General features: G+C 58.5%; 17 protein-coding genes. 13 read left to right on the top strand and 4 right to left on the bottom strand.

Annotated features, from left to right (window positions below; all coding sequences use genetic code 11):
* The first annotated feature begins 10 nt into the window (after positions 1 to 10).
* From kduI to HGP17_RS24965, 3 genes are all read left to right on the top strand, one after another.
* Positions 11 to 847, top strand: a complete 837-nt coding sequence (kduI, locus tag HGP17_RS24975) for a 5-dehydro-4-deoxy-D-glucuronate isomerase (protein WP_168813136.1) — start codon at positions 11 to 13, stop codon at positions 845 to 847.
* Positions 847 to 1,632, top strand: a complete 786-nt coding sequence (kduD, locus tag HGP17_RS24970) for a 2-dehydro-3-deoxy-D-gluconate 5-dehydrogenase KduD (RefSeq protein ID WP_168813135.1) — start codon at positions 847 to 849, stop codon at positions 1,630 to 1,632. Before kduI ends, kduD begins: the two co-directional genes overlap by 1 nt.
* 127 nt (positions 1,633 to 1,759) lie before the next feature.
* Positions 1,760 to 2,617, top strand: a complete 858-nt coding sequence (locus HGP17_RS24965; RefSeq protein ID WP_168813134.1) for a DUF1444 family protein — start codon at positions 1,760 to 1,762, stop codon at positions 2,615 to 2,617.
* 104 nt (positions 2,618 to 2,721) lie between these two features.
* Here HGP17_RS24965 and HGP17_RS24960 read toward each other — a convergent pair whose 3' ends face one another.
* The gene (locus tag HGP17_RS24960) at positions 2,722 to 3,138 is read right to left on the bottom strand and encodes a hypothetical protein (protein WP_168813133.1); all 417 of its coding nucleotides are present in this window, start codon (positions 3,136 to 3,138) and stop codon (positions 2,722 to 2,724) included.
* A gap of 459 nt (positions 3,139 to 3,597) precedes the next feature.
* Between HGP17_RS24960 and HGP17_RS24955 the strand changes: the two genes are divergently transcribed.
* From HGP17_RS24955 to HGP17_RS24940, 4 genes are read left to right on the top strand one after another with little or no spacing between them, the layout of a single operon-like run.
* Positions 3,598 to 5,193, top strand: a complete 1,596-nt coding sequence (locus tag HGP17_RS24955) for a ribulokinase (protein ID WP_168813132.1) — start codon at positions 3,598 to 3,600, stop codon at positions 5,191 to 5,193.
* Between the two features lie 35 nt (positions 5,194 to 5,228).
* Positions 5,229 to 6,776, top strand: coding sequence for a sugar ABC transporter ATP-binding protein (locus tag HGP17_RS24950; protein WP_168813131.1), 1,548 nt, complete (start codon positions 5,229 to 5,231; stop codon positions 6,774 to 6,776).
* 24 nt (positions 6,777 to 6,800) lie between these two features.
* A complete protein-coding gene (locus HGP17_RS24945; protein WP_168813130.1) occupies positions 6,801 to 7,796 on the top strand; it encodes a ribose ABC transporter permease in 996 nt (331 codons plus the stop codon).
* Between the two features lie 58 nt (positions 7,797 to 7,854).
* Positions 7,855 to 8,793, top strand: coding sequence for an ABC transporter substrate-binding protein (locus HGP17_RS24940; RefSeq protein ID WP_246704209.1), 939 nt, complete (start codon positions 7,855 to 7,857; stop codon positions 8,791 to 8,793).
* Between the two features lie 35 nt (positions 8,794 to 8,828).
* On the opposite strand, the gene HGP17_RS24935 is transcribed toward HGP17_RS24940, so the two are convergent.
* On the bottom strand, positions 8,829 to 10,052 hold the full coding sequence (locus HGP17_RS24935) for an ROK family protein (RefSeq protein WP_168813128.1): 1,224 nt from the start codon (positions 10,050 to 10,052) through the stop codon (positions 8,829 to 8,831).
* A gap of 315 nt (positions 10,053 to 10,367) precedes the next feature.
* On the bottom strand, positions 10,368 to 11,309 hold the full coding sequence (locus HGP17_RS24930; protein ID WP_168813127.1) for a LysR family transcriptional regulator: 942 nt from the start codon (positions 11,307 to 11,309) through the stop codon (positions 10,368 to 10,370).
* 162 nt (positions 11,310 to 11,471) lie between these two features.
* On the opposite strand from HGP17_RS24930, the gene HGP17_RS24925 reads away from it, so the two are divergent.
* Both HGP17_RS24925 and HGP17_RS24920 read left to right on the top strand, forming a co-directional pair.
* A complete protein-coding gene (locus HGP17_RS24925) occupies positions 11,472 to 12,350 on the top strand; it encodes a hypothetical protein (RefSeq protein WP_168813126.1) in 879 nt (292 codons plus the stop codon).
* Between the two features lie 25 nt (positions 12,351 to 12,375).
* Positions 12,376 to 12,948, top strand: coding sequence for a YceI family protein (locus HGP17_RS24920; protein ID WP_168813125.1), 573 nt, complete (start codon positions 12,376 to 12,378; stop codon positions 12,946 to 12,948).
* 111 nt (positions 12,949 to 13,059) lie between these two features.
* Here HGP17_RS24920 and HGP17_RS24915 read toward each other — a convergent pair whose 3' ends face one another.
* Complete coding sequence (locus HGP17_RS24915) at positions 13,060 to 13,428, bottom strand: DUF4440 domain-containing protein (protein WP_168813124.1); 369 nt, start codon at positions 13,426 to 13,428, stop codon at positions 13,060 to 13,062.
* A 324-nt stretch (positions 13,429 to 13,752) separates the two neighbouring features.
* On the opposite strand from HGP17_RS24915, the gene HGP17_RS24910 reads away from it, so the two are divergent.
* The 4 genes from HGP17_RS24910 (at position 13,753) to HGP17_RS24895 (ending at position 18,336) form a co-directional block, all read left to right on the top strand.
* A complete protein-coding gene (locus HGP17_RS24910; RefSeq protein ID WP_168813123.1) occupies positions 13,753 to 14,517 on the top strand; it encodes an autoinducer binding domain-containing protein in 765 nt (254 codons plus the stop codon).
* 71 nt (positions 14,518 to 14,588) lie between these two features.
* Complete coding sequence (locus HGP17_RS24905; protein WP_168813211.1) at positions 14,589 to 15,188, top strand: acyl-homoserine-lactone synthase; 600 nt, start codon at positions 14,589 to 14,591, stop codon at positions 15,186 to 15,188.
* Between the two features lie 215 nt (positions 15,189 to 15,403).
* The gene (locus HGP17_RS24900) at positions 15,404 to 16,171 is read left to right on the top strand and encodes an autoinducer binding domain-containing protein (protein ID WP_168813122.1); all 768 of its coding nucleotides are present in this window, start codon (positions 15,404 to 15,406) and stop codon (positions 16,169 to 16,171) included.
* Between the two features lie 176 nt (positions 16,172 to 16,347).
* Complete coding sequence (locus HGP17_RS24895; protein WP_168813121.1) at positions 16,348 to 18,336, top strand: DUF4139 domain-containing protein; 1,989 nt, start codon at positions 16,348 to 16,350, stop codon at positions 18,334 to 18,336.
* The last annotated feature ends 133 nt before the right edge of the window (positions 18,337 to 18,469 follow it).

Below are 18,469 nucleotides of genomic sequence, written 5' to 3'. Positions count from 1 at the left end.
AAATATTGTTATGAAGACCGATGTGAGACATGCCTCCCATCCGGAAGCCGTTCGGGCCTACGACACGGAAACGCTGCGCCGCCACTTTCTGGTCGAGAGCGTGTTCGAAAGCGGTGATATCAGGCTTACCTATTCCCATTATGACCGGATGGTCATCGGCGGTGCGATGCCGGCCGGATCCGCGCTGGCACTGACCGCCCCGGAGGCGATCGGTCAGGAGACGTTCCTGGCGGAGCGTGAACTGGGCGCTCTCAATATCGGTGGCGCCGGTCGTATCGTCGTCGATGGCAAAGTCTATGAGCTGTCACGCTATGATTGCCTTTACATAGGCAAGGGCGCGGCTGATATCCGCCTTGAAAGCGAAGATGCCGGCAACCCGGCCAAGTTCTATCTCGTCTCGACGCCGGCGCACGCCACGCATCCGACGGTGCTATTGAAGCGCGAAGAGGTCAGGCATCTGACGCCGGGAGACACGGAAACCTCGAACAAACGCTCGATCTATCAATACGTCCATCCTGAAGTCTGCCAATCCTGCCAGCTGACGATGGGATTGACCATGCTCGAGCCCGGCAATGTCTGGAATACGATGCCGGCTCACACGCATGATCGAAGGATGGAGGCCTATCTCTATTTCGATATCGATCCCGCGCAGCGCGTCTTCCATTTCATGGGAGAGCCGCAGCAGACCCGGCATATGGTCGTCGCCAACGAGCAGGCTGTGATCTCGCCGCCCTGGTCGATCCATTCGGGTGCGGGCACGAGGAACTACAGCTTCATCTGGGCCATGGCCGGAGACAACAAAAGCTTCACCGACATGGATCATATCGCCATCAGCGATCTGAGGTAATGAGGGTGGCCACTTCCTTCGATCTGACAGGGCGCGTCGCCGTCATCACCGGTGCAAATACGGGCATCGGGCAGGCAATCGCGGTTGCGCTTGCCGAGGCAGGAGCGGCTATCGTCGCCGTCGGCCGCTCTTCGATGGAGGAGACGAAAGCGCTTGTTGCAGCGCCCGGTCAGCGGTTCCATGCCATTGAGGCCGATCTCGGCACGATCGAGCCGGTCAAGGCTATCGTCGCCGAAAGTATCGCGCAATTCGGCGGCGTCGATATCCTCGTCAACAATGCCGGGATCATCCGCAGGGCCGACGCGATCGACTTTAGCGAGGAAGACTGGGATCAGGTGATGGATGTCAATCTGAAGACGGCCTTCTTTCTGTCCCAGGCGGCCGGCCGCCACATGATCGAGAAGGGTCGAGGCAAGATCATCAATATTGCCTCGATGTTGTCGTTTCAGGGCGGCATACGCATACCATCCTACACCGCGTCGAAGAGTGGCCTGGCCGGTTTGACGCGACTGCTTGCTTGCGAGTGGGCGAGCAAGGGCGTCAACGTCAATGCCATCGCACCCGGATACTTCGTCACGAACAATACGACGGCATTGCGTGACGATCCCGACCGCAGCAGTGCCATCCTCGCGCGCATCCCGGCCGGGCGATGGGGTGAGCCATCGGAGCTGGGAGGAGCGGTAGTCTTCCCGTCGATGGCGGATGGTTGGCGCGCTGACGTCGAGCATTGCGATGTCGACCAGGGCTCTTTCGACGGATGTGTCGGTGAGGAGTTGATGGCCTGAGGTTATTAGCGCTCCCATCTTTTCGGCTGATAGATGGGAGGCTTCCTTTCCATTTCGCCCGAGGCTCCTATTCTAACACACTCATTGATAGTGTTGGTCTGTCGGCCTTCAAACGAGAAAGCGTTTCATGTCTTTTCTGAAGAAGTTATTCCAGCGCGCAGAGCCGAAAGAGCAAACGCTTTCCGTGGCCGATTACATAGAACGTTATGCCGCTTTCGTCCGGCAGCGGTATCCAGATACGGCGGTTACGGTTCACCTCGGCGAGAATGCGACGCTGTCCCACGTGGCCTGGGTCATGCCGAACGGCACTCAGGCGAAGCAGTATTTCGGCAATTGGTATACCCGATACCGCAATGGCGAGGATGAGCTGGGCGCACTTTTCCAGGGCCAATTGGATGAAGCCCATGCAATTGACCAACCTCGTGGTGCGATCGACGCATCACGCATTTTCCCCGTGTTAAAGCCGGCGGACTGGGCCGATACGGCGCGCCACCAACTGGCTGCCGGCAACCCCGTCAAGCCTGCGCCTCTTTTTCTCATCAGACCATTTATGGGAGATCTGGTCGTCACGTATGTTCTCGACACAGAGGACAACATGCAGTTCGTAACAAAGGATATGCTGCAGGATTTGGGCGTCGAAGAAGCGGCCCTGCATGACAAGGCTCTGGCGAACCTCCAGCAATTCCTTCCATCTCTCGAAATAGAGGGGAATGGCGGCCGCTTTGTCGCGCGTCTCGATCGCAACTACGACGCATCCATGCTGTTGATCTTCGCGCTGTGGCGAGAGCGGATTGCGATCGAAGGCGACATCCTCGTTGCTACGCCGAGCCGGGACGAATTTCTGTTCGTCCCGGCTGACGACGTTGAGCTTAAGGAATCGCTTGCCGAGATTGCCGGTGAGATTAAGGATCAGGCAGCATATCCCCTGTCGAGCCAGATCATGCGATGGGCGAACGGGCAGTTCATGATCGAGAACGTCGGTTAAGGCCTTTAGAATGGTTCAGTTTTCGCGGAGGCTCTGAACCATTCTATCTCCTTGCTTTTTAGACGTTCCGGACGAAAGACGCGAAGCGCTTTCCTGGAATTGCTCTAGCGTCCTCGCTGCCGTCGCATCGAGAGAACGCGACCCTTGGCGTCGAAATCGAATGCCATGCCGACGCCGATCGGCTCGCCCGCAAGCAGCGAGCGGGGCGGATAGATCCAGCATTCGACGACATCACCGGGGAAGGTTTCGATAGCTTGAGGCGGTGCACCGAGAAGTTTCCGCACGTCCTGCATATGCAAATGTTCGGGAAAGCGTTCCTGCAAGCGCGACCAGCGCCATCGCGGCCATAGAATGAAGGCGAGGACAGCCGCGACAAGGAACGCGGCCATCGCGATGAAAACAGTCAATCCAACCGACAGGCCAGTCAGCAGCAAGCAAATCGCGAGCACTGCGGCGATGGTGGCAGCTATCAAGGTGAAGTTCATTCTACCGATGCCGAGGCCGTCGTTAGACACAGGCATTTTTCTTTCTCTCCCTTGGCGCGCATAGATCTGTTGCCAGCGCGTTCAATACCAAGATCATTATCGATCGGTGCCGTAAGAAAGCCATTCCATCGCTCAGGCGCAAGGCTTGAAATGAGCCATCCGTAGATGATCCCACGTATGTGAGATGATCGGTCGTCGGCAAGGTCGACTGACGCGGTTCCCTGTCATCACCAGAGAAGGTCGACGTTTTCCAAGACGTTAGCGGCTGCTGAGGTCTCGGTTGTCTATTATGTATAAATATATACAAATCTTTGTTGATTTTGGGATATTTGTGGCTATAAATGTGGCGAAAGGAGACGCGGCGTGACCCTGCGACGCGGTGCCCCTTAGAATTCACAGGATCCGACATGCCGCAGACAATCGCTCCGTCATCAAACTGCTCCAGGGTGGCGCCTGCCGCCAAGGGACTGAGCGCGGATGAGAGGGCGGCATAAGATGGCCGAAACATTCCTCATCGGCCTCGATTACGGTTCGGAATCCGCGCGCGGCGTGCTGATCGATACGGCGAGCGGGCAGCAGATCGCCAGTCATACGCATAGCTATCGGCACGGCATCATGACGCAAGCCTTGCCCGGAGGCGCACCGCTCCCGCGAGGATGGGCCCTGCAAAATGCCCCCGACTACATCGAAGCCGCGACAGAAATCCTGTCCCGATTGGGAGGAGGTCGGGAGATCGACGGCATAGGTCTCGGCTTCACTGCCAGCTCGCCGATGCCGACAACGGCTGACGGTACGCCGCTTTCGACGCTGTTTCCCGAAGATCCGCACGCCTATGTGAAGCTCTGGAAGCATGGGGCGGCGCAAAGATACGCCGACGAAATCAACGCCAAGGGCGGAAGCTACCTGAAGAATTTCGGTGGCAAGGTCTCTGGTGAATGGTTGCTTGCGAAAGCGGTTCAGGTTGCCAAGGAGTCTCCCAAGACTTGGGATGCCGCTGAGCGCTTCATCGAGTCAGGCGACTGGCTCGTGTGGCAGCTCAGCGGCGTCGAGAGCCGGAGCCTCGGTTTTGCATCCTACAAGGCGCAATACGCCGAGGGGGATGGATATCCGAAGGATATTCTCGATGGGCTTGACGCGCGTCTGAGTGCACCCCACGCAGTGGGATCGTCGGCCGGCAGTCTCACGGACGCTTGGCGTCAAAAGACGGGGATCAAGGGCAAGGCAGCTATCGCGGTTTCGGTGATCGACTCCCATGTCGTCCTGCCGGCAGTTGGTGCCGTCGACGACGGATGCCTGGTCGGCGCGCTGGGAACGTCTGCCGCCTATCTTCTGCTTAGGGAACGCTTTCATCCCCTCCCGCCCGGTATCGAGGGCGTTGCCTACAACGGATCGATGCGCGACCTGTGGTGCTACGAATCCGGGCAGGCAAGTTTTGGCGACACGCTGGCATGGTTCGTCAAGACCTTCCCGCGCGCCGAGACTGCGGACGAAAGCTTCCGGCTTTATAACGCCGAGGCCGCGTCGCTGGTGCCCGGGCAGAACCGCCTTGTCGCACTCGATTGGTGGAACGGCAACCGCGTTCCGCTCGCCGATTCGCGCTTGAGCGGCATTATCATGGGCCTCTCGATGGACACTACATCGGTCGGCATCTACCGCGGCCTGATGGAGTCGCTCTGCTTCGGCGCGCGTTCGATCGTCGATCTCTTTGACGCCGGCAGCATCGCCGTCGAGCGCATGGTGATGACCAGCGGTCTCGCGCAGAACAACCCGCTTTTGGTTCAAATCATGTCGGATGTGATGAACAGGCCGATCGACGTTCCCGAGATCGCCAATCCGACGGCGGTCGGTGCTGCCATCCACGGTGCTGTCGCGGGAGGCGTTGTTTCTTCCTATGATGAAGGCGCGGCCCGGTTCGGTGCAAAGTCCTATCGCCGTTACCTTCCCGATGAGAGCAATGCCGCGACCTACGAGACGCTTTACCAGCTGTATCGCGAGATGAGCCAATCGGTCCGTGCCCGAGCGTCCATGCATGTCCTGAGCGAGATGGCTGTCGCCGGGCCTCATCCCACCACGACCACGGTCCTTGATTGAGAGCTGTCGGTCGATGCCGGATTGGAGGAAGCACAATGGTCAATGAGGCAGGAACGGACGGCACTCCCGTCCTTGAAATGCGCGATATCTCGAAGACCTTCGGTGCCATGAAGGCGCTGAACGATGTTTCGCTCACCGTGCGATCCGGCGAAGTTCATGCGCTGATGGGCGAGAATGGTGCGGGAAAATCGACGCTGATGAAGATTCTGTCCGGCGCCTATGTGCCGGATCAGGGCGGCAGCGTCATGGTTGCCGGTCAGCCGGTCGCACCGGGCAATCCGCATGCGTCGAAGGCGGCCGGCATCGCCGTCATCTATCAGGAATTGTCGCTTGCGCCGAACCTGACCATTGCGCAGAACATCTATCTTGGTGCCGAGCGCTCCCGTCTCGGCTTCGTTCGCGGTGGCGAGCAGAGGGCGAAATGCGTTTCGGTGCTTGGGCAGCTTGGGCTGGATTTCTCGCCTGATACCGTCGTTGCCAGCCTGTCGATCGGCGAGCGCCAGATGGTCGAGATCGCACGGGCGCTATCCTTCAGCCCGCGCATCCTTGTCATGGACGAACCGACGACGTCGCTGACCAGCCGGGAAACCGACAGGCTGTTCAAGGTCATTCGCGACCTCAAGTCTCAGGGGATCGCGATCATTTACATCAGCCATCGAATGGAAGAGATTTACGCGCTCTCCGACCGGGTAACGGTCCTGCGTGACTCGCGGGCAGTCGGGACGCTCGAGCGCTCAGAGCTTTCACCTGAGACGCTGGTGTCGATGATGGTCGGTCGCGATGTCTCGACCTTCTACAAGAAATCGCATGCAGCCGATAAATCCGATGCGCGCGTGGTTCTCTCGGTCAAGAACCTTTCGGACGGCCGCAAGGTGCGTGATTGCTCCCTCGATGTCCGCGCCGGCGAAGTCGTCGGCCTTTCCGGGCTCGTGGGCTCCGGCCGAACGGAGCTTGCCCGACTGATTTTCGGCGCGGATATCGCGACGAGCGGCACGATCGCCGTTGATGGCAGTGCTCGAAAGATCGAAAGCCCGAGTGACGGAATTGCTGCCGGCATCGCCTATTTGACGGAAGACCGGAAGGGGCTTGGGCTCTTTCTCGACATGAGCATCCGTGACAACGTCAACGTCTCCGTTGTCTCCGATGACGCTCACTGGTTTGGCTTCCGGAACTTTCAAAGCGCGGCGCAAAGGTCGAGCAAGGCATTTTCGGAATTCGCAATCAGGGCGGCCAACGATCAGGTCGCCGTCGGTTCGCTGTCGGGCGGCAATCAGCAGAAGGTGCTTCTTGCCCGCCTGATCGAAGCCAACCCCAAGGTCATCATTCTCGATGAGCCGACACGCGGGGTGGATATCGGCGCCAAGTCGGAGATTTACCGCCTGATCGATGCGCTTGCGCGACGGGATGTCGCCATTCTCATGATCTCGAGCGAGCTGCCGGAAATCATCGGCGTCTGCGACCGTGTTCTCGTGATGAACCAGGGTCGCATCAGCGGTGAAGTTCGCCCCGCGCCGGACGGCACCATCAGCCAACAGGAAATCATGGCGTTTTCAACCGGAACCGCGCCTGCGGTGCCCGCGTGAGGACCTGCTATGGAGGATAAAAACATGACGGATCCCGCAGCCGGCCACGCCGCACAGGCGCCATCCAAGAAAAATCTCAACGTCCGCGCCGCTCTGCAGGCATTGGGCATGCTGCCGATCCTGGTCATTCTGGCCGTGGGCTTTCATCTGCTCACCGGTCGCTTCCTCTCGGTCAACAACCTGTCCATCGTCATGCAGCAGGCCTCGATCAACACGGTGCTTGCGGCGGGCATGACATTCGTCATCCTGACGGGCGGGATCGATCTCTCCGTCGGCTCCATCCTTGCCATGTCGGCTATGTTCGCGCTCATCGTCAGTCTGATCCCCGACATGGGAATGCTCGGGATATTGGCGGCTCTCGGCGCCGGCCTCGCCTGCGGCCTGTTCAATGGCATATTGATCTCGGCAGCCAAGCTGCCGCCATTCATCGTCACGCTCGGCACACTGACGGCTTTTCGAGGCGTTGCGCGTCTCGTCGGCGGCGATACAACGGTGTTCAACGCCGATCTTCCCTTCGCCTTCATCGGCAATAGCGGCATCTTCGGCATTCCCTGGCTTGTTGTCATCGCCTTCATCGTCATTCTGGTTTCCTGGGTGATCCTGACGCGAACGGTGCTCGGCACATGGATCTACGCCGTCGGTGGAAACCCGGAGGCGGCCCGCCTGACGGGCATCAAGCTCTGGAAGGTTCTGCTCTTTGTCTACGGGACATCGGGGCTGCTCGCCGGCCTCGGCGGGGCCATGTCTGCCGCGCGGCTTTACGCCGCCAACGGACTGCAGCTCGGCCAAGCCTATGAACTCGACGCCATCGCCGCGGTCATTCTCGGCGGCACGAGCTTCGTCGGCGGGGTCGGATCCGTCTGGGGCACGCTTGTCGGCTCGCTGATCATCGCCGTCCTGTCCAACGGCCTCATTCTCGTCGGGGTGTCGGACATCTGGCAATACATCATCAAGGGCTTGGTCATCATCGGCGCTGTCGCGCTTGATCGATACCGCGCCAAAGGAGGTATCCGCACCTGAAGAAGTTCGGGCGGATTTGTTCGGGCAAATGCCCATTTGAGAGGAGTAGATAATGAAGCTGAAATCCGTATTGCGTTTGTCGGTCGGCGCTTTTGCGCTGTTGGCAACCTCCGCATTCGCCGAAGATGCCAAGCCGCTGAAGAGCATCGGCATATCTGTCGGCAGCCTTGGCAACCCGTTCTATGTTGCCGCTGTCGAAGGCATCAAGGCAGCCGCCAAGAAGGTGAACCCCGACGTCAAGATCACCGCGGTTTCGGCAGATTATGACCTGAACAAGCAGCTCTCGCAGATCGACAGTTTTGTCGGCGCCGGCGTCGATATCATGATGATCGTTCCCGTCGATCCCAAGGCAAGCGTGCCGGCCATTCAGAAGGCAAAGGATGCCGGCATCGTCGTCGGCGCCTTCGACACGACGGCCAGCAACGCGGATGTCAGCGTCGCCACCAACAACGTGAAGGCCGGTGAAGAAGCCTGCGGCTATCTGGCCGACAAGCTCGGCGGCAAGGGCAACATCGTCATCCTCAACGGCGTTCAAGTTTCGGCAGTCGTCGATCGTCTCGCGGGCTGCAAGAGCGTGCTTGCCAAGCATCCCGACATGAAGATCGTCGCCGACCAGAACACCACCGGCAGCCGCGACGGCGGCCTGCAGGTGATGCAGAGCATCCTGACGGCGCAGGATCACATCGACGGCGTCTTCGGCACCAATGATCCGGCTTCGATCGGTGGTGACCTCGCTGCCAAGCAGCTGAACCGCAAGGAGTTCATCATCGCTTCGGTGGATGGCGCTCCCGATACGGAGAAGCTGATCAAGAGCGGCAACACGCAGATCAAGGCGACGGCATCGCAGGACCCGTACACCATGGCGGCACAGTCCTTCGGACTGGCATATGATATCTTCGAGGGCAAGAAGCCGGCTGAGACCAAGGTTCTGCTGGATCCGAAGCTGATCACGGCTGACAATATCGCCGACTATAAGGGGTGGACGGCAGCGCGCTAATCCGTCGTCGCCGAAAAGTTCCTGCGGCCCGCCGGCTACGCCGCGCGGGCCGTTTCCATATTATGGACAAAACGCTGGATGAGCGTCTCGACCTTCGCCTTGCTGAAGATATCCTCGAGCACGAGATGCGCCGCGCCAAAGAGCGCGCTGTCGCCTTCCGGGTCTGACAGTACGATCTGCAATTCGCGTGTCGCAAGCGGAAGACAGCGCTGATAGACGAGTTCGCGGACACCGGAGAGCAGGAATTCGCCACTTCGCGCCAGCGTGCCGCCAACCACGATCAGACTGGGATTGAGGATACTCACGACATCGGAGGCGACTTCGCCGATGGTCCGTCCGGCGTTGCGCACGAGCATGATTGCTTCCGGCTTGTTCTTTTCGACCAGCTCGACCACGTCCCGGGCGTTGTCCGCCGCAATGCCGCGCTCGGTCAGATCCCTTGCAATCGCCCAGCCGCCCGCCCGCGCCTCGACGCAGCCGAGTTTGCCGCAGCGGCATAATGGCGGGTCGTCGGATGTGAATTGAATGTGGCCGATATCACCGGCCGCTCCTTGCGCGCCGCGGAAAATCCGCCCACCCGTGACGATTCCGCTGCCGATACCCGTGCCCGCCTTGATGAAAAACATGTCCTCGACGCCGCGAAAATTGTGCCGATGCTCGTAGATCGTCATGAGGTTCACGTCGTTTTCGACGAAGACGGGCGCGTCGTATCGCAGGCCCATGTAGGACTTGATGTCGAACTCGTCCCATCCCGGCAAGACGGACGGCCCGACCACGCAGCCGCGTTTGTAATCGACGGGAGTGGGCAGGCTAAGGCTGATGCCGATCAGCAGACGGTTCGCAGTTGCGCCATCTGAAAGGAGGTCGTCGAAGGCGGACCTGATTTGGTCGAGCGTGTTGGCGGGGCTATCCGGCGAAGATAACGGGATGGTCTTTTGCGCGATAATTGCCGGCTGGATATCCATGACGCCGACATGGATGTGCTTTTCGCCGATATTGGCGACAAGGATGATACCCGCACTCTCGGACAATGCCAGCACACGCGTCGGCCGCCCGCCGCTCTTCAGCGTCTCCTCTGTCTCGCGGATCAGGCCGCAGTTCAACAAGGCATTGATCCGCTGGGTGACCGTGACGCGCGAGAGGCCGGAAGCCTCGAGCAGAGCGCCTCTCGATGTGGCCGCGCCGCTTGCAACAAGCGAAAGAATATCGGCGGCGTTGACCAGGGTGGTCACATCGATCGGAGCCTTGGATTTTTTCATGATTCGCAATCTTCCCAGTCTCTTAGCTGCCGTATGGCAACCTATAAAGCATGAGTCGGGAGAGGATAACATCTTTTGTAAAAAATTATCTTTATCTCGTGAGCGGCACGCCAATGGCCTTAAAAGCTGGGCGCTTGGGACAGGGGTGCGACCGAGGGCTAGGGCGTTTTCTGATGGTATTTTGCCGTGCATATCGGACGCGAAACAGATGCGGTAGCTGCCGTGCGCAGCCCGGATGCTCAAAACGCATTCCGGCAAGATGGAGGCGCCGCGGCAGAAGACCTTTTGCAGACATTGATTCAAGATGGGCCTTGATCAGAATATGATGCCATGCCCATCGCGCGGCGCCGTTTCTTTTGCATCGGCCCGAAGCGCGTCCTGCGCCGCCATGAAATCGATGAAGGTGCGGACCTTGGCAGAGAGAAATTTTCGGCTCGGGTAAACGGCGTACAGGCCGATATTGAACATTGCGACATCGGGAAGCACGACCTCCAGTCGACCGCCGGCAATATCCTCCTGTGTCATCCAGGTCGGCAGCAACGTCAGTCCCATTCCTTCCAGCGCGGCCTGATGCAGGATGATCTCGTTTTCGCTCTGCATCACCGTGCGGAAGTCGAGTTTGTCGTAACCCTCGGGGCTGTTGACGATGAGGCTGTCCTTAACGCTGAGCCCACTGTAGCGCAGGAAGGAGTGGCCTTTCAGGTCTGCTTGCTGCTGTGGGCGCGGGCGCCGCGACAGATAGGCGGGGGACGCCACCAGATGAAAGGCCACTTGCGTGATCGGCCGCGCGATCAGACTGGCATCGAGGCGCTCCGGCGCCGTTGCGCGCAGGGCAAGATCGAAACCTTCGTCGACCAGATTGACGATACGGCCGCTCAAATCAATGTCGAGACACACGTCCGGGTAGCGGCGGTGGTAATCCGCGAAGGCCCGGGCCATGAGCGTGTTTGCCACCCAAACCGGTGCGCTGAGCTTGAGAGTTCCGCGCGGCAGGACGGTCACGTTGCTGACGGCTGCCTCAACCTCATCGAGCCCATCAAGCATTTGCTTGGCATAGTTGAAATATAGCAGGCCGCTCTCGGTGATGCTGACACGCCGGCTCGTTCTGTTGAGCAAGCGTGTTCCCAACCGTCCTTCCAGATGCATGACATGCTTGCTCACCATGGCCGGGGAAAGGCTCAGCCGCGCAGCGGCGGCGGTAAAGTTCTTGAATTCCGCGACCGCGGCGAAAGCGCGAATGCTCGTCAATGTGTCCATGGATCATCAACTTATAGGAAATGGTTCTTCAACAGAAGGCTCGTTGATCAATAAACGCGAAAAGTTCACTTTCCCCAAAGATGCGCATGCGGCGCTTGGCCGCAACGCATTCATGCCGTGTAGCATCCGCAATTTTATGAATTTTATCGAGTGACGATCATCATGCCTGATACCACCACCATATTCGACAATCCTATCGTGATGATGGTGGTTTTCGGGCTAGCGATCGGCCTTGTTGGCGGCGTCGTCGGGCGCTTCTTCGCGCCGATCGGCCGCCTGACGCCCGCGGCGATCTTTTTGGGAAGCTATTATCTCGCATACGGCGCGATCCCGGATTTCCCTCCGATCGCTTCCACGGGAAAGGTGTTCTATTCGGTCGCCGCTCTCGCCATACTCGGTCTCGTTTTCGATTACGGTTTGAAAAGCCGCCGCGTGGCTGCAACCTGCGCCGTGATCGTGCCTGCCTTGCTCATCTTCTGGATCGGCTATGTTCGGCTGACGACCGCGCTTGATCTCGGGCTGGCGGTTGTTGCGATCATCCTCATCGTTGCGGGGGCCGCGGCATTGCTGTGGACGCGGTCTGTCGATTCCGCCCCCGTCAGTGCAAGTCGCGGTCCGGTCGCGACCATCGCGATCCTGCTTGCGCTCGCCGTCGGATACGCACCGATCGCCCTCGTTGGTGGTTCTTCCACCGGTCTAGGCTTGATGGCCGGATTTGCCGCCGGTCTCGGAGGTCTTGGGCTCGTCACATACGTATTTCCGTCGATGACGCTTGGCTGGACCGGCGTTCTGGCGGGGCTGGGCGGCATTCTGGCACTGAATGACAGCGTTACGCTGATCAACGGCAAGATGGATTTCCTGCTTCTGCTGCTGCTCTGCTTTTCTCTGGTTTTCGGACAGCTGGCTGGCCTCCTGCTTCCCTCGTTGCAGAGCCGCTCCATGCGCCTCAGCCAGCTCGTCAGCGGACTGGCAACACTCATTCCAAGCCTGGTCGTCGTGGTTCTCGCCTATCTGCGCCACGCCGACGCATTCCATCCCTAATCCCCCTCACCAAAGGATAAATCGAATGAACAGAAAGCTTCTTCTGGCGTCTCTGGCCGCCTCCATGTTTGCTGCCCCGGCTTTCGCTGCCGATTACACGATCGACCCGACGCACACCCATGTTGCGTTCAAGATCGACCACGTCGGCTTCTCGCATGTCCTCGGCATTTTCGGCAATGTTGCGGGCACGCTGAGCTTCGATCCCGCAAACGTCGGCGCTTCCAAGCTCAACGTCACGATCCAGGCCGACAGCCTGAACACGATTTCCAGCCAGCGTGACGCCGACCTCAAGGGCGCCGACTGGCTCGACACCGCAGAATTTGCGACGATCACCTACGTCGGCAAGACCTTCACCAAGACCGACGACACCCACGGCACGATCGTTGGCGATCTGACCATCCGCGGCGTTTCCAAGCCGGTGACCCTCAACGTCACCTTCAACAAGGCGGGCGTTCATCCGATGACCAAGGATGACGCTGTCGGCTTCGATGCCACGGCGACGTTCAAGCGCTCGGATTTCGGCATCAAGACCTATCTTCCCTACATCGGCGACGAACTGAGCGTCGATATCTCCACGGAAGCGCACGCAGCCAAGTAATGCCTGATGACACCGGGGCGCTCCGCAAGGCGCCCCGGTGTCCGTGATTTCGTACAACTGCAAAACCGGTTGCGAATATTCTTCGCTCAAGCGAGCCGCTTGAAGATCTCCTCAGCTCGGCAACCGCCCGAGGTGCTCGTGGACGATCTGCCACCGAGGGCCTTCCTTGCGCAGGACACTCGAGCCGCGTCCCTGACCTTCGAAGACTGCGCCGGCCATGCTGGCCTTCCAGCGAAACCGGTAGACACAGCTGGCGATGCTTTCGTTCTCAGCAATCCAGATCAGGTCTTCGAACCAATAATTGGTGCTGTTGAATTTCTGCCATGTCGTCTCGAAGGCTTTGCGTATGGCCTTGATCCCGCAAAACGTATCATTCGTGACCCAGAAAATGGCATCCATGGCGATCAGAGGCGCTATGTCATCGAACTCGCGACGGTTGATCTTTTCCTGGTAGAGCCTCATGTGATCGTCAGGAAGCATTCTTTACTCCTGAGAGAACGGCTTCTGTTGTTTGTTAGCTAATTCGTATACATAACCGCGAGCGGCGATCATACCCATAGATCTAATGGTAAAATCCAGAATTTCGCCTTGAGGTCGGCTTTTCAGCGGCTGCCCTTGCGCCGTCGCGCCCTTCAACGAAATCGTCAGCCTCCCTTGTCCAAAGCACACCCGAAGACCGGGAGATAAAATCGCGTAATTCTTTGGTTATGCTTCAGCTGAAAATATATCTGGATCGCAAGTCTCTCTCTAGACACCCCAGGGATGCAGTTATTCCCTTGGGAAGCAACTCTAGAGAAGGACATCATGTCAAAACACTGGATATTACCGGGAAAACCAATATTTCCCCGCCGCCCCACCGAAGAAATACAGTACTTCCTGACAGAATTGGAGGAGGCGACGACGCAGCAGGAGCTGGTCGACGTGCTCATTCGTTATGTGCAGCCATTTGGCGCCACCAATGTGCTCGTCGGAACCATGCCGCAGTTAGGTGCCACCAAGCGCCAGCAGCTGGGACATGTGCTGCTGAACGCCTGGCCGAACGATTGGTCGGCGCGCTATTTTTCCATGGATTATCTCTTCAAGGATCCGACAATCAAATTGGTCCGGGAAGGGCTGGAAAACTTCACCTGGAGCGACGGTGAAGTCACGAGGCTTAAATCAGGAATATCGATCATGGGTGAAGCCGGGGAGTTCGGATTGTCCAGCGGCTACACCATGACCATTCCCAGTTTCGGCTACGAGAACGTCGGCTTTTCCATTGCGGGCGAACGGCTCGAATTATCGCCGGAACGGAAGCGAAGCCTCGGCGTAATCGCCCGCTTTGCCGTCTATCGCGGCCTGCAGTTCCGCAGGATGCTGCAGAATGGCGCGGAGCTAAAGCTCACGGCAAGAGAGCGAGAGGTGCTTCAGCTTGCGGCCGAAGGATGGAAGGAATGGCAGATTGCGGACCGCCTGGGCATCACGAGCCATGCGATCGATAAATATATGCGGTCTTGCCGCGACAAGCTGAGTTCGCGCAATACCAATCATGCGATCGCGACGGCGCTGAGAAAAGGCGTGATTTCATAAGGTACGCTTTTCCGTACCTGTGTCGGTGCATCAGCGGATCGATGATGATGCCGCAACAGGAGATCATCGTCATGCTTCATGTCATCAATGCCCAGAACATCCACGAATATCGTGAGGAAATGGATCAGGCTTTTCGGTTGCGACATCGTGTCTTTGTCGAAGAGCGCAAGTGGACCGATCTTGCGCGTGCCGATGGACGAGAGGTCGACCAGTTCGACACCGCAGACGCAATCCACATGCTCTTCATCGATCAGGGTGAGGTTTTGGGATACCAGCGGATGCTGCCCTCGACACGGCCGCATTTGCTGTCCGAGGTCTTGCCGCAGCTTTGCGAGCAGGAAAGGCCGATCGGCGCGAATATCTGGGAGTGGACGCGCTATTGCGTCGCCCCTAGCTATCGCGAGCACGGCCGGGGCCTGAGCGCCGTGTCCAATGCGCTGCTGTCCGGCTTTGTCGAATGGGGGATGGCCAACAATATCGACACGGTCATCATCGAAATGCAGCCGCTATGGATCCTGCGTCTTCTGCAGCTTCACTTCAAGGTGAGCGCGCTCGGATTGCCGCAGACGGTGTCCGGAGAAGACGTCGTGGCGGTCACAGCCTCATTCGATCAGCGGACTTTGGCCAAGCTTCGTTCTGTCAAGACGGAGCTTCGCCGCCGCGCTGCGTAGTGGTTCATCTCGCAATCGACGGCCTATCCCGCAGCCTCTCTTCATCGCTTGGCAAAGCGCATTGGGGCCTGGTTGCGGGATTCCGCCAGCATAATTCGAAACCCGGACGTGACGCCCGATGTCGACACGGATTCGAGCCGAACCTACTTGTGCAAATATTAGGATCGCGTAATTTTGGAGAGGCAAATGCCAGTCCATGATAAGGCGAATTCCAAATGCCAAGCGATATCTGGTCGAGTTTCGATCAGTTCAACCAGCCCCAAATTCTAAAAGAAGCGATGGAATTCATATCGATCATGGAGGATACGCAGACCGAGGCAGATATTCTGCAGCAGGTCATGCGCTATATCGGACGGTTCGGCGCAACGCATGTTTTGGCAGGATCGTTTCCGAAGTTTGGATTGGAGCGGCGCCGGCAGCTGGATCACATCATTCTTGGCGCCTGGCCAAGTGAGTGGGTCTCCCACTATTTCCGCAGCGGCTATGTCTATCACGATCCGACGATACGGATGGTGAGAGAAAAGCATTTGCCTTTCTTCTGGAGGGATATGGCATTGCGGCGCCTGCCTTCCGAGGCCACGCGCATCATGGGGGAAGCCAGGGACTTCGGCTTGGAAGACGGTTTTACCTTTGGGTTGCAGACACCGGATGGCGCAACGATCGGCTTTTCGATCAGTGGCGCTCATCTTGAGATGGATGATCGCGATCGTGATCGTGTGACGCTGCTGGCAAGCATCGCCGTCGATCGGGCGTTACAGCTCAAAGAGTTGGACCGTAACCCGCCATCGATGGGAGTGACGCCACGCGAGCGTCGCGCCCTGCAACTGGCAGCCGATGGCTTGAGAGAGAATGAGATTGCCGTTCGCATGGGCATTTCAGGCCATGGCGCGAACAAGCATCTGCGCTCGGTGCGCGCCAAGCTCGAAGCAAGAAATACGCCGAATGCTATCGCGATCGCCATGCGGCTCGGGCTGCTGCGATAAGCAGATTGCCGGTTTCATCGATCAGCCGACCTCTTCCAGCCTTCTTCGAACGATAGAGTCATGTGGCGACAGGATCGATGTCCTGTGGACCAGGATCGCGAACTCGGTTTACAATCCACCTAGGGGCGATGTTCAGGGGAGGTTTCAACCCTCCCTTTCTTTTTGAGAGGACACATATGACCAGCAGATTTCTGTTATCGACCGTGGCGACGCTTGCGATGCTTGCTCCGGTGGCGTCTCTGGCCGACGGCCTTACGAACTCTCCGGTGAAGTCGATTACCTTATCCTCCGGAGGTCTTGCCGAAATCCGACGCACGGCCTCGCTTGACGGCAACGGTGAGATCAGGATCGAAGTGCCGCTCGATCAGGTCAACGACATCCTGAAATCGCTCGTGGTGTTCGATCCGAAGGGAACCGTGAAGGACCTGTCGCTCGCCGGCCCCAATCCGCTGGAGGAGACTTTCAAGAGCCTTCCATTCAAGCCGGATGATCTTGCGTCTCTTCCAAAACTGCTGACCACGCTGAAGGGGTCCAAGGTGACGATCGGCGGGAAGAATACGGGAGCAGGCACGATCCTCGGCGTCGAAACGGACAAAAGGGCAAACGGCGAGGAAGCCTTCTTCCTCAACCTCCTGCAGGACGATGGCCAGATCGCCAGATATGAACTGGACGGCTCGTCGTCCGTGAAATTCGATGATCCGGCGGTTCGGGCAAAGATTGCATCGGCGATCGGGGTTGTCGGAAGCAACGTGACCGATACGACGCGCAATATCGTGGTCAAAGTCGACGGGGAAGGCAAGCGCGCGGTCGATTTTTCCTACGTCGTCGCAGCGCCCGTGTGGAAGACGGCCTATCGTGTTGTCGTCGAAAATGGCGGCAAAGCCAGGCTGCAGTCATGGGCTGTTCTCGAGAATGCCACGGGTGAGGACTGGAAGGACGTCCACCTGGTTCTCACCTCCAGCTCGCCCGTGACGCTGACCCAGCGGCTCCACGACCTTTACTGGAAAAACCGCGATGAGCTGCCTGTAAGCGTTGACAATGTCGGTATCCCCAAGGCGGATTCTGGAGACAGAGCGCGCTTCGCCAAAATGAACGAAGCCGACGAGCCGGCCGGTGGTGCGATGATGGATGCAAGGGCCGTGCCTCGTAAACTGAGTGCACCGATTGCCGAGGCGGCTCCAGCGCCGGCAATGTCCTATGCGCAATCTGCAGTATCATCAGAGGGAGATATTTCGGCCACCTTCAATCTCAACGACACCTACGATATCCGCAACGGCGACACGGTGTCCGTTCCCATCGTCGACAAGGAGGTTTCGGCCGAGCTCGTTTCGCTCTACCGGCCGGACCGTGGCGACAGCCATCCGATCTCGGCGGTATCTCTTGAAAATTCGACCGGCGTGAGCCTTCCGGGTGGAATCCTAACCGTCTACGACGACAAGGGTGGCTACGTCGGCGATTCAAATCTTGCCGGCTTGCCAAGCGGCGACACGCGGATGTCGAGCTTTGCGCTCGATAAGAAAGTCACCGTCGACGCCACATCGGATAGCGACATCAAGACCGTCGAAATCAGGGTCGTGGACGGTGTGCTGACGACCAAGAATATCACGCATGACGACACCACTTATGTCATCCACGGCGCAGCCGACGGCGAGCGAACCGTTGTGATCGAACATCCCAAACGCGATGGATGGGAATTTGCATCGCCTGATCTAAAAAGCGAAAGCGCGACCGACTACCGGCTGAAGGTCAAAGTCGGGAAAGGCGAAACGAAGGAGGTCAAGGCGGTTATGACCCACGCCGGCGCCGAATCCTATCAACTTGCCGATCTGGACGAGGCGGATCTCGCGCAATGGTCTTCCTCCGCGCTCGACCCCAAAATCAAGGGCAAGCTCAGCGAGCTTTCGAAAGCCAAACAGGATGAATCAGAGATGAGGCAGCAGCTGGACCGCGCGACGGCGGAGCATGATGCTCTGCAGGCGAGCCAGGAAAGGACCCGCGAGAACCTCAAAGTGATGCCCGCAGGCAGCGATCAGCAAAAGGACTATGTGCGCAAACTCTCAGAGATCGAGAAGAAGATCGATCAGAACGAAGCGTCACAAAGCGAGATGCGCGAAACGCTGGCCAAATATACATCGAAGGTCGAGGGCATCATCAGGACGTTCTAGCAGAGGACCGCGCCGGAGAAATGACCGACGGTCTCCGGCGCCGCCGTCTTTACGCATGAAAACTCGAATGACGGATTGTGCAGCGCGCGTAAGCGTTTCGATCCACCAAATCCATATCTGGACCTCGCGCGGG

Source organism: Rhizobium sp. P38BS-XIX (genome assembly GCF_012641435.1).
Lineage (GTDB): Bacteria > Pseudomonadota > Alphaproteobacteria > Rhizobiales > Rhizobiaceae > Rhizobium.
Note: the sequence above shows the minus strand (reverse complement) of the source record. Positions and strands in the feature narration are given on the sequence as shown.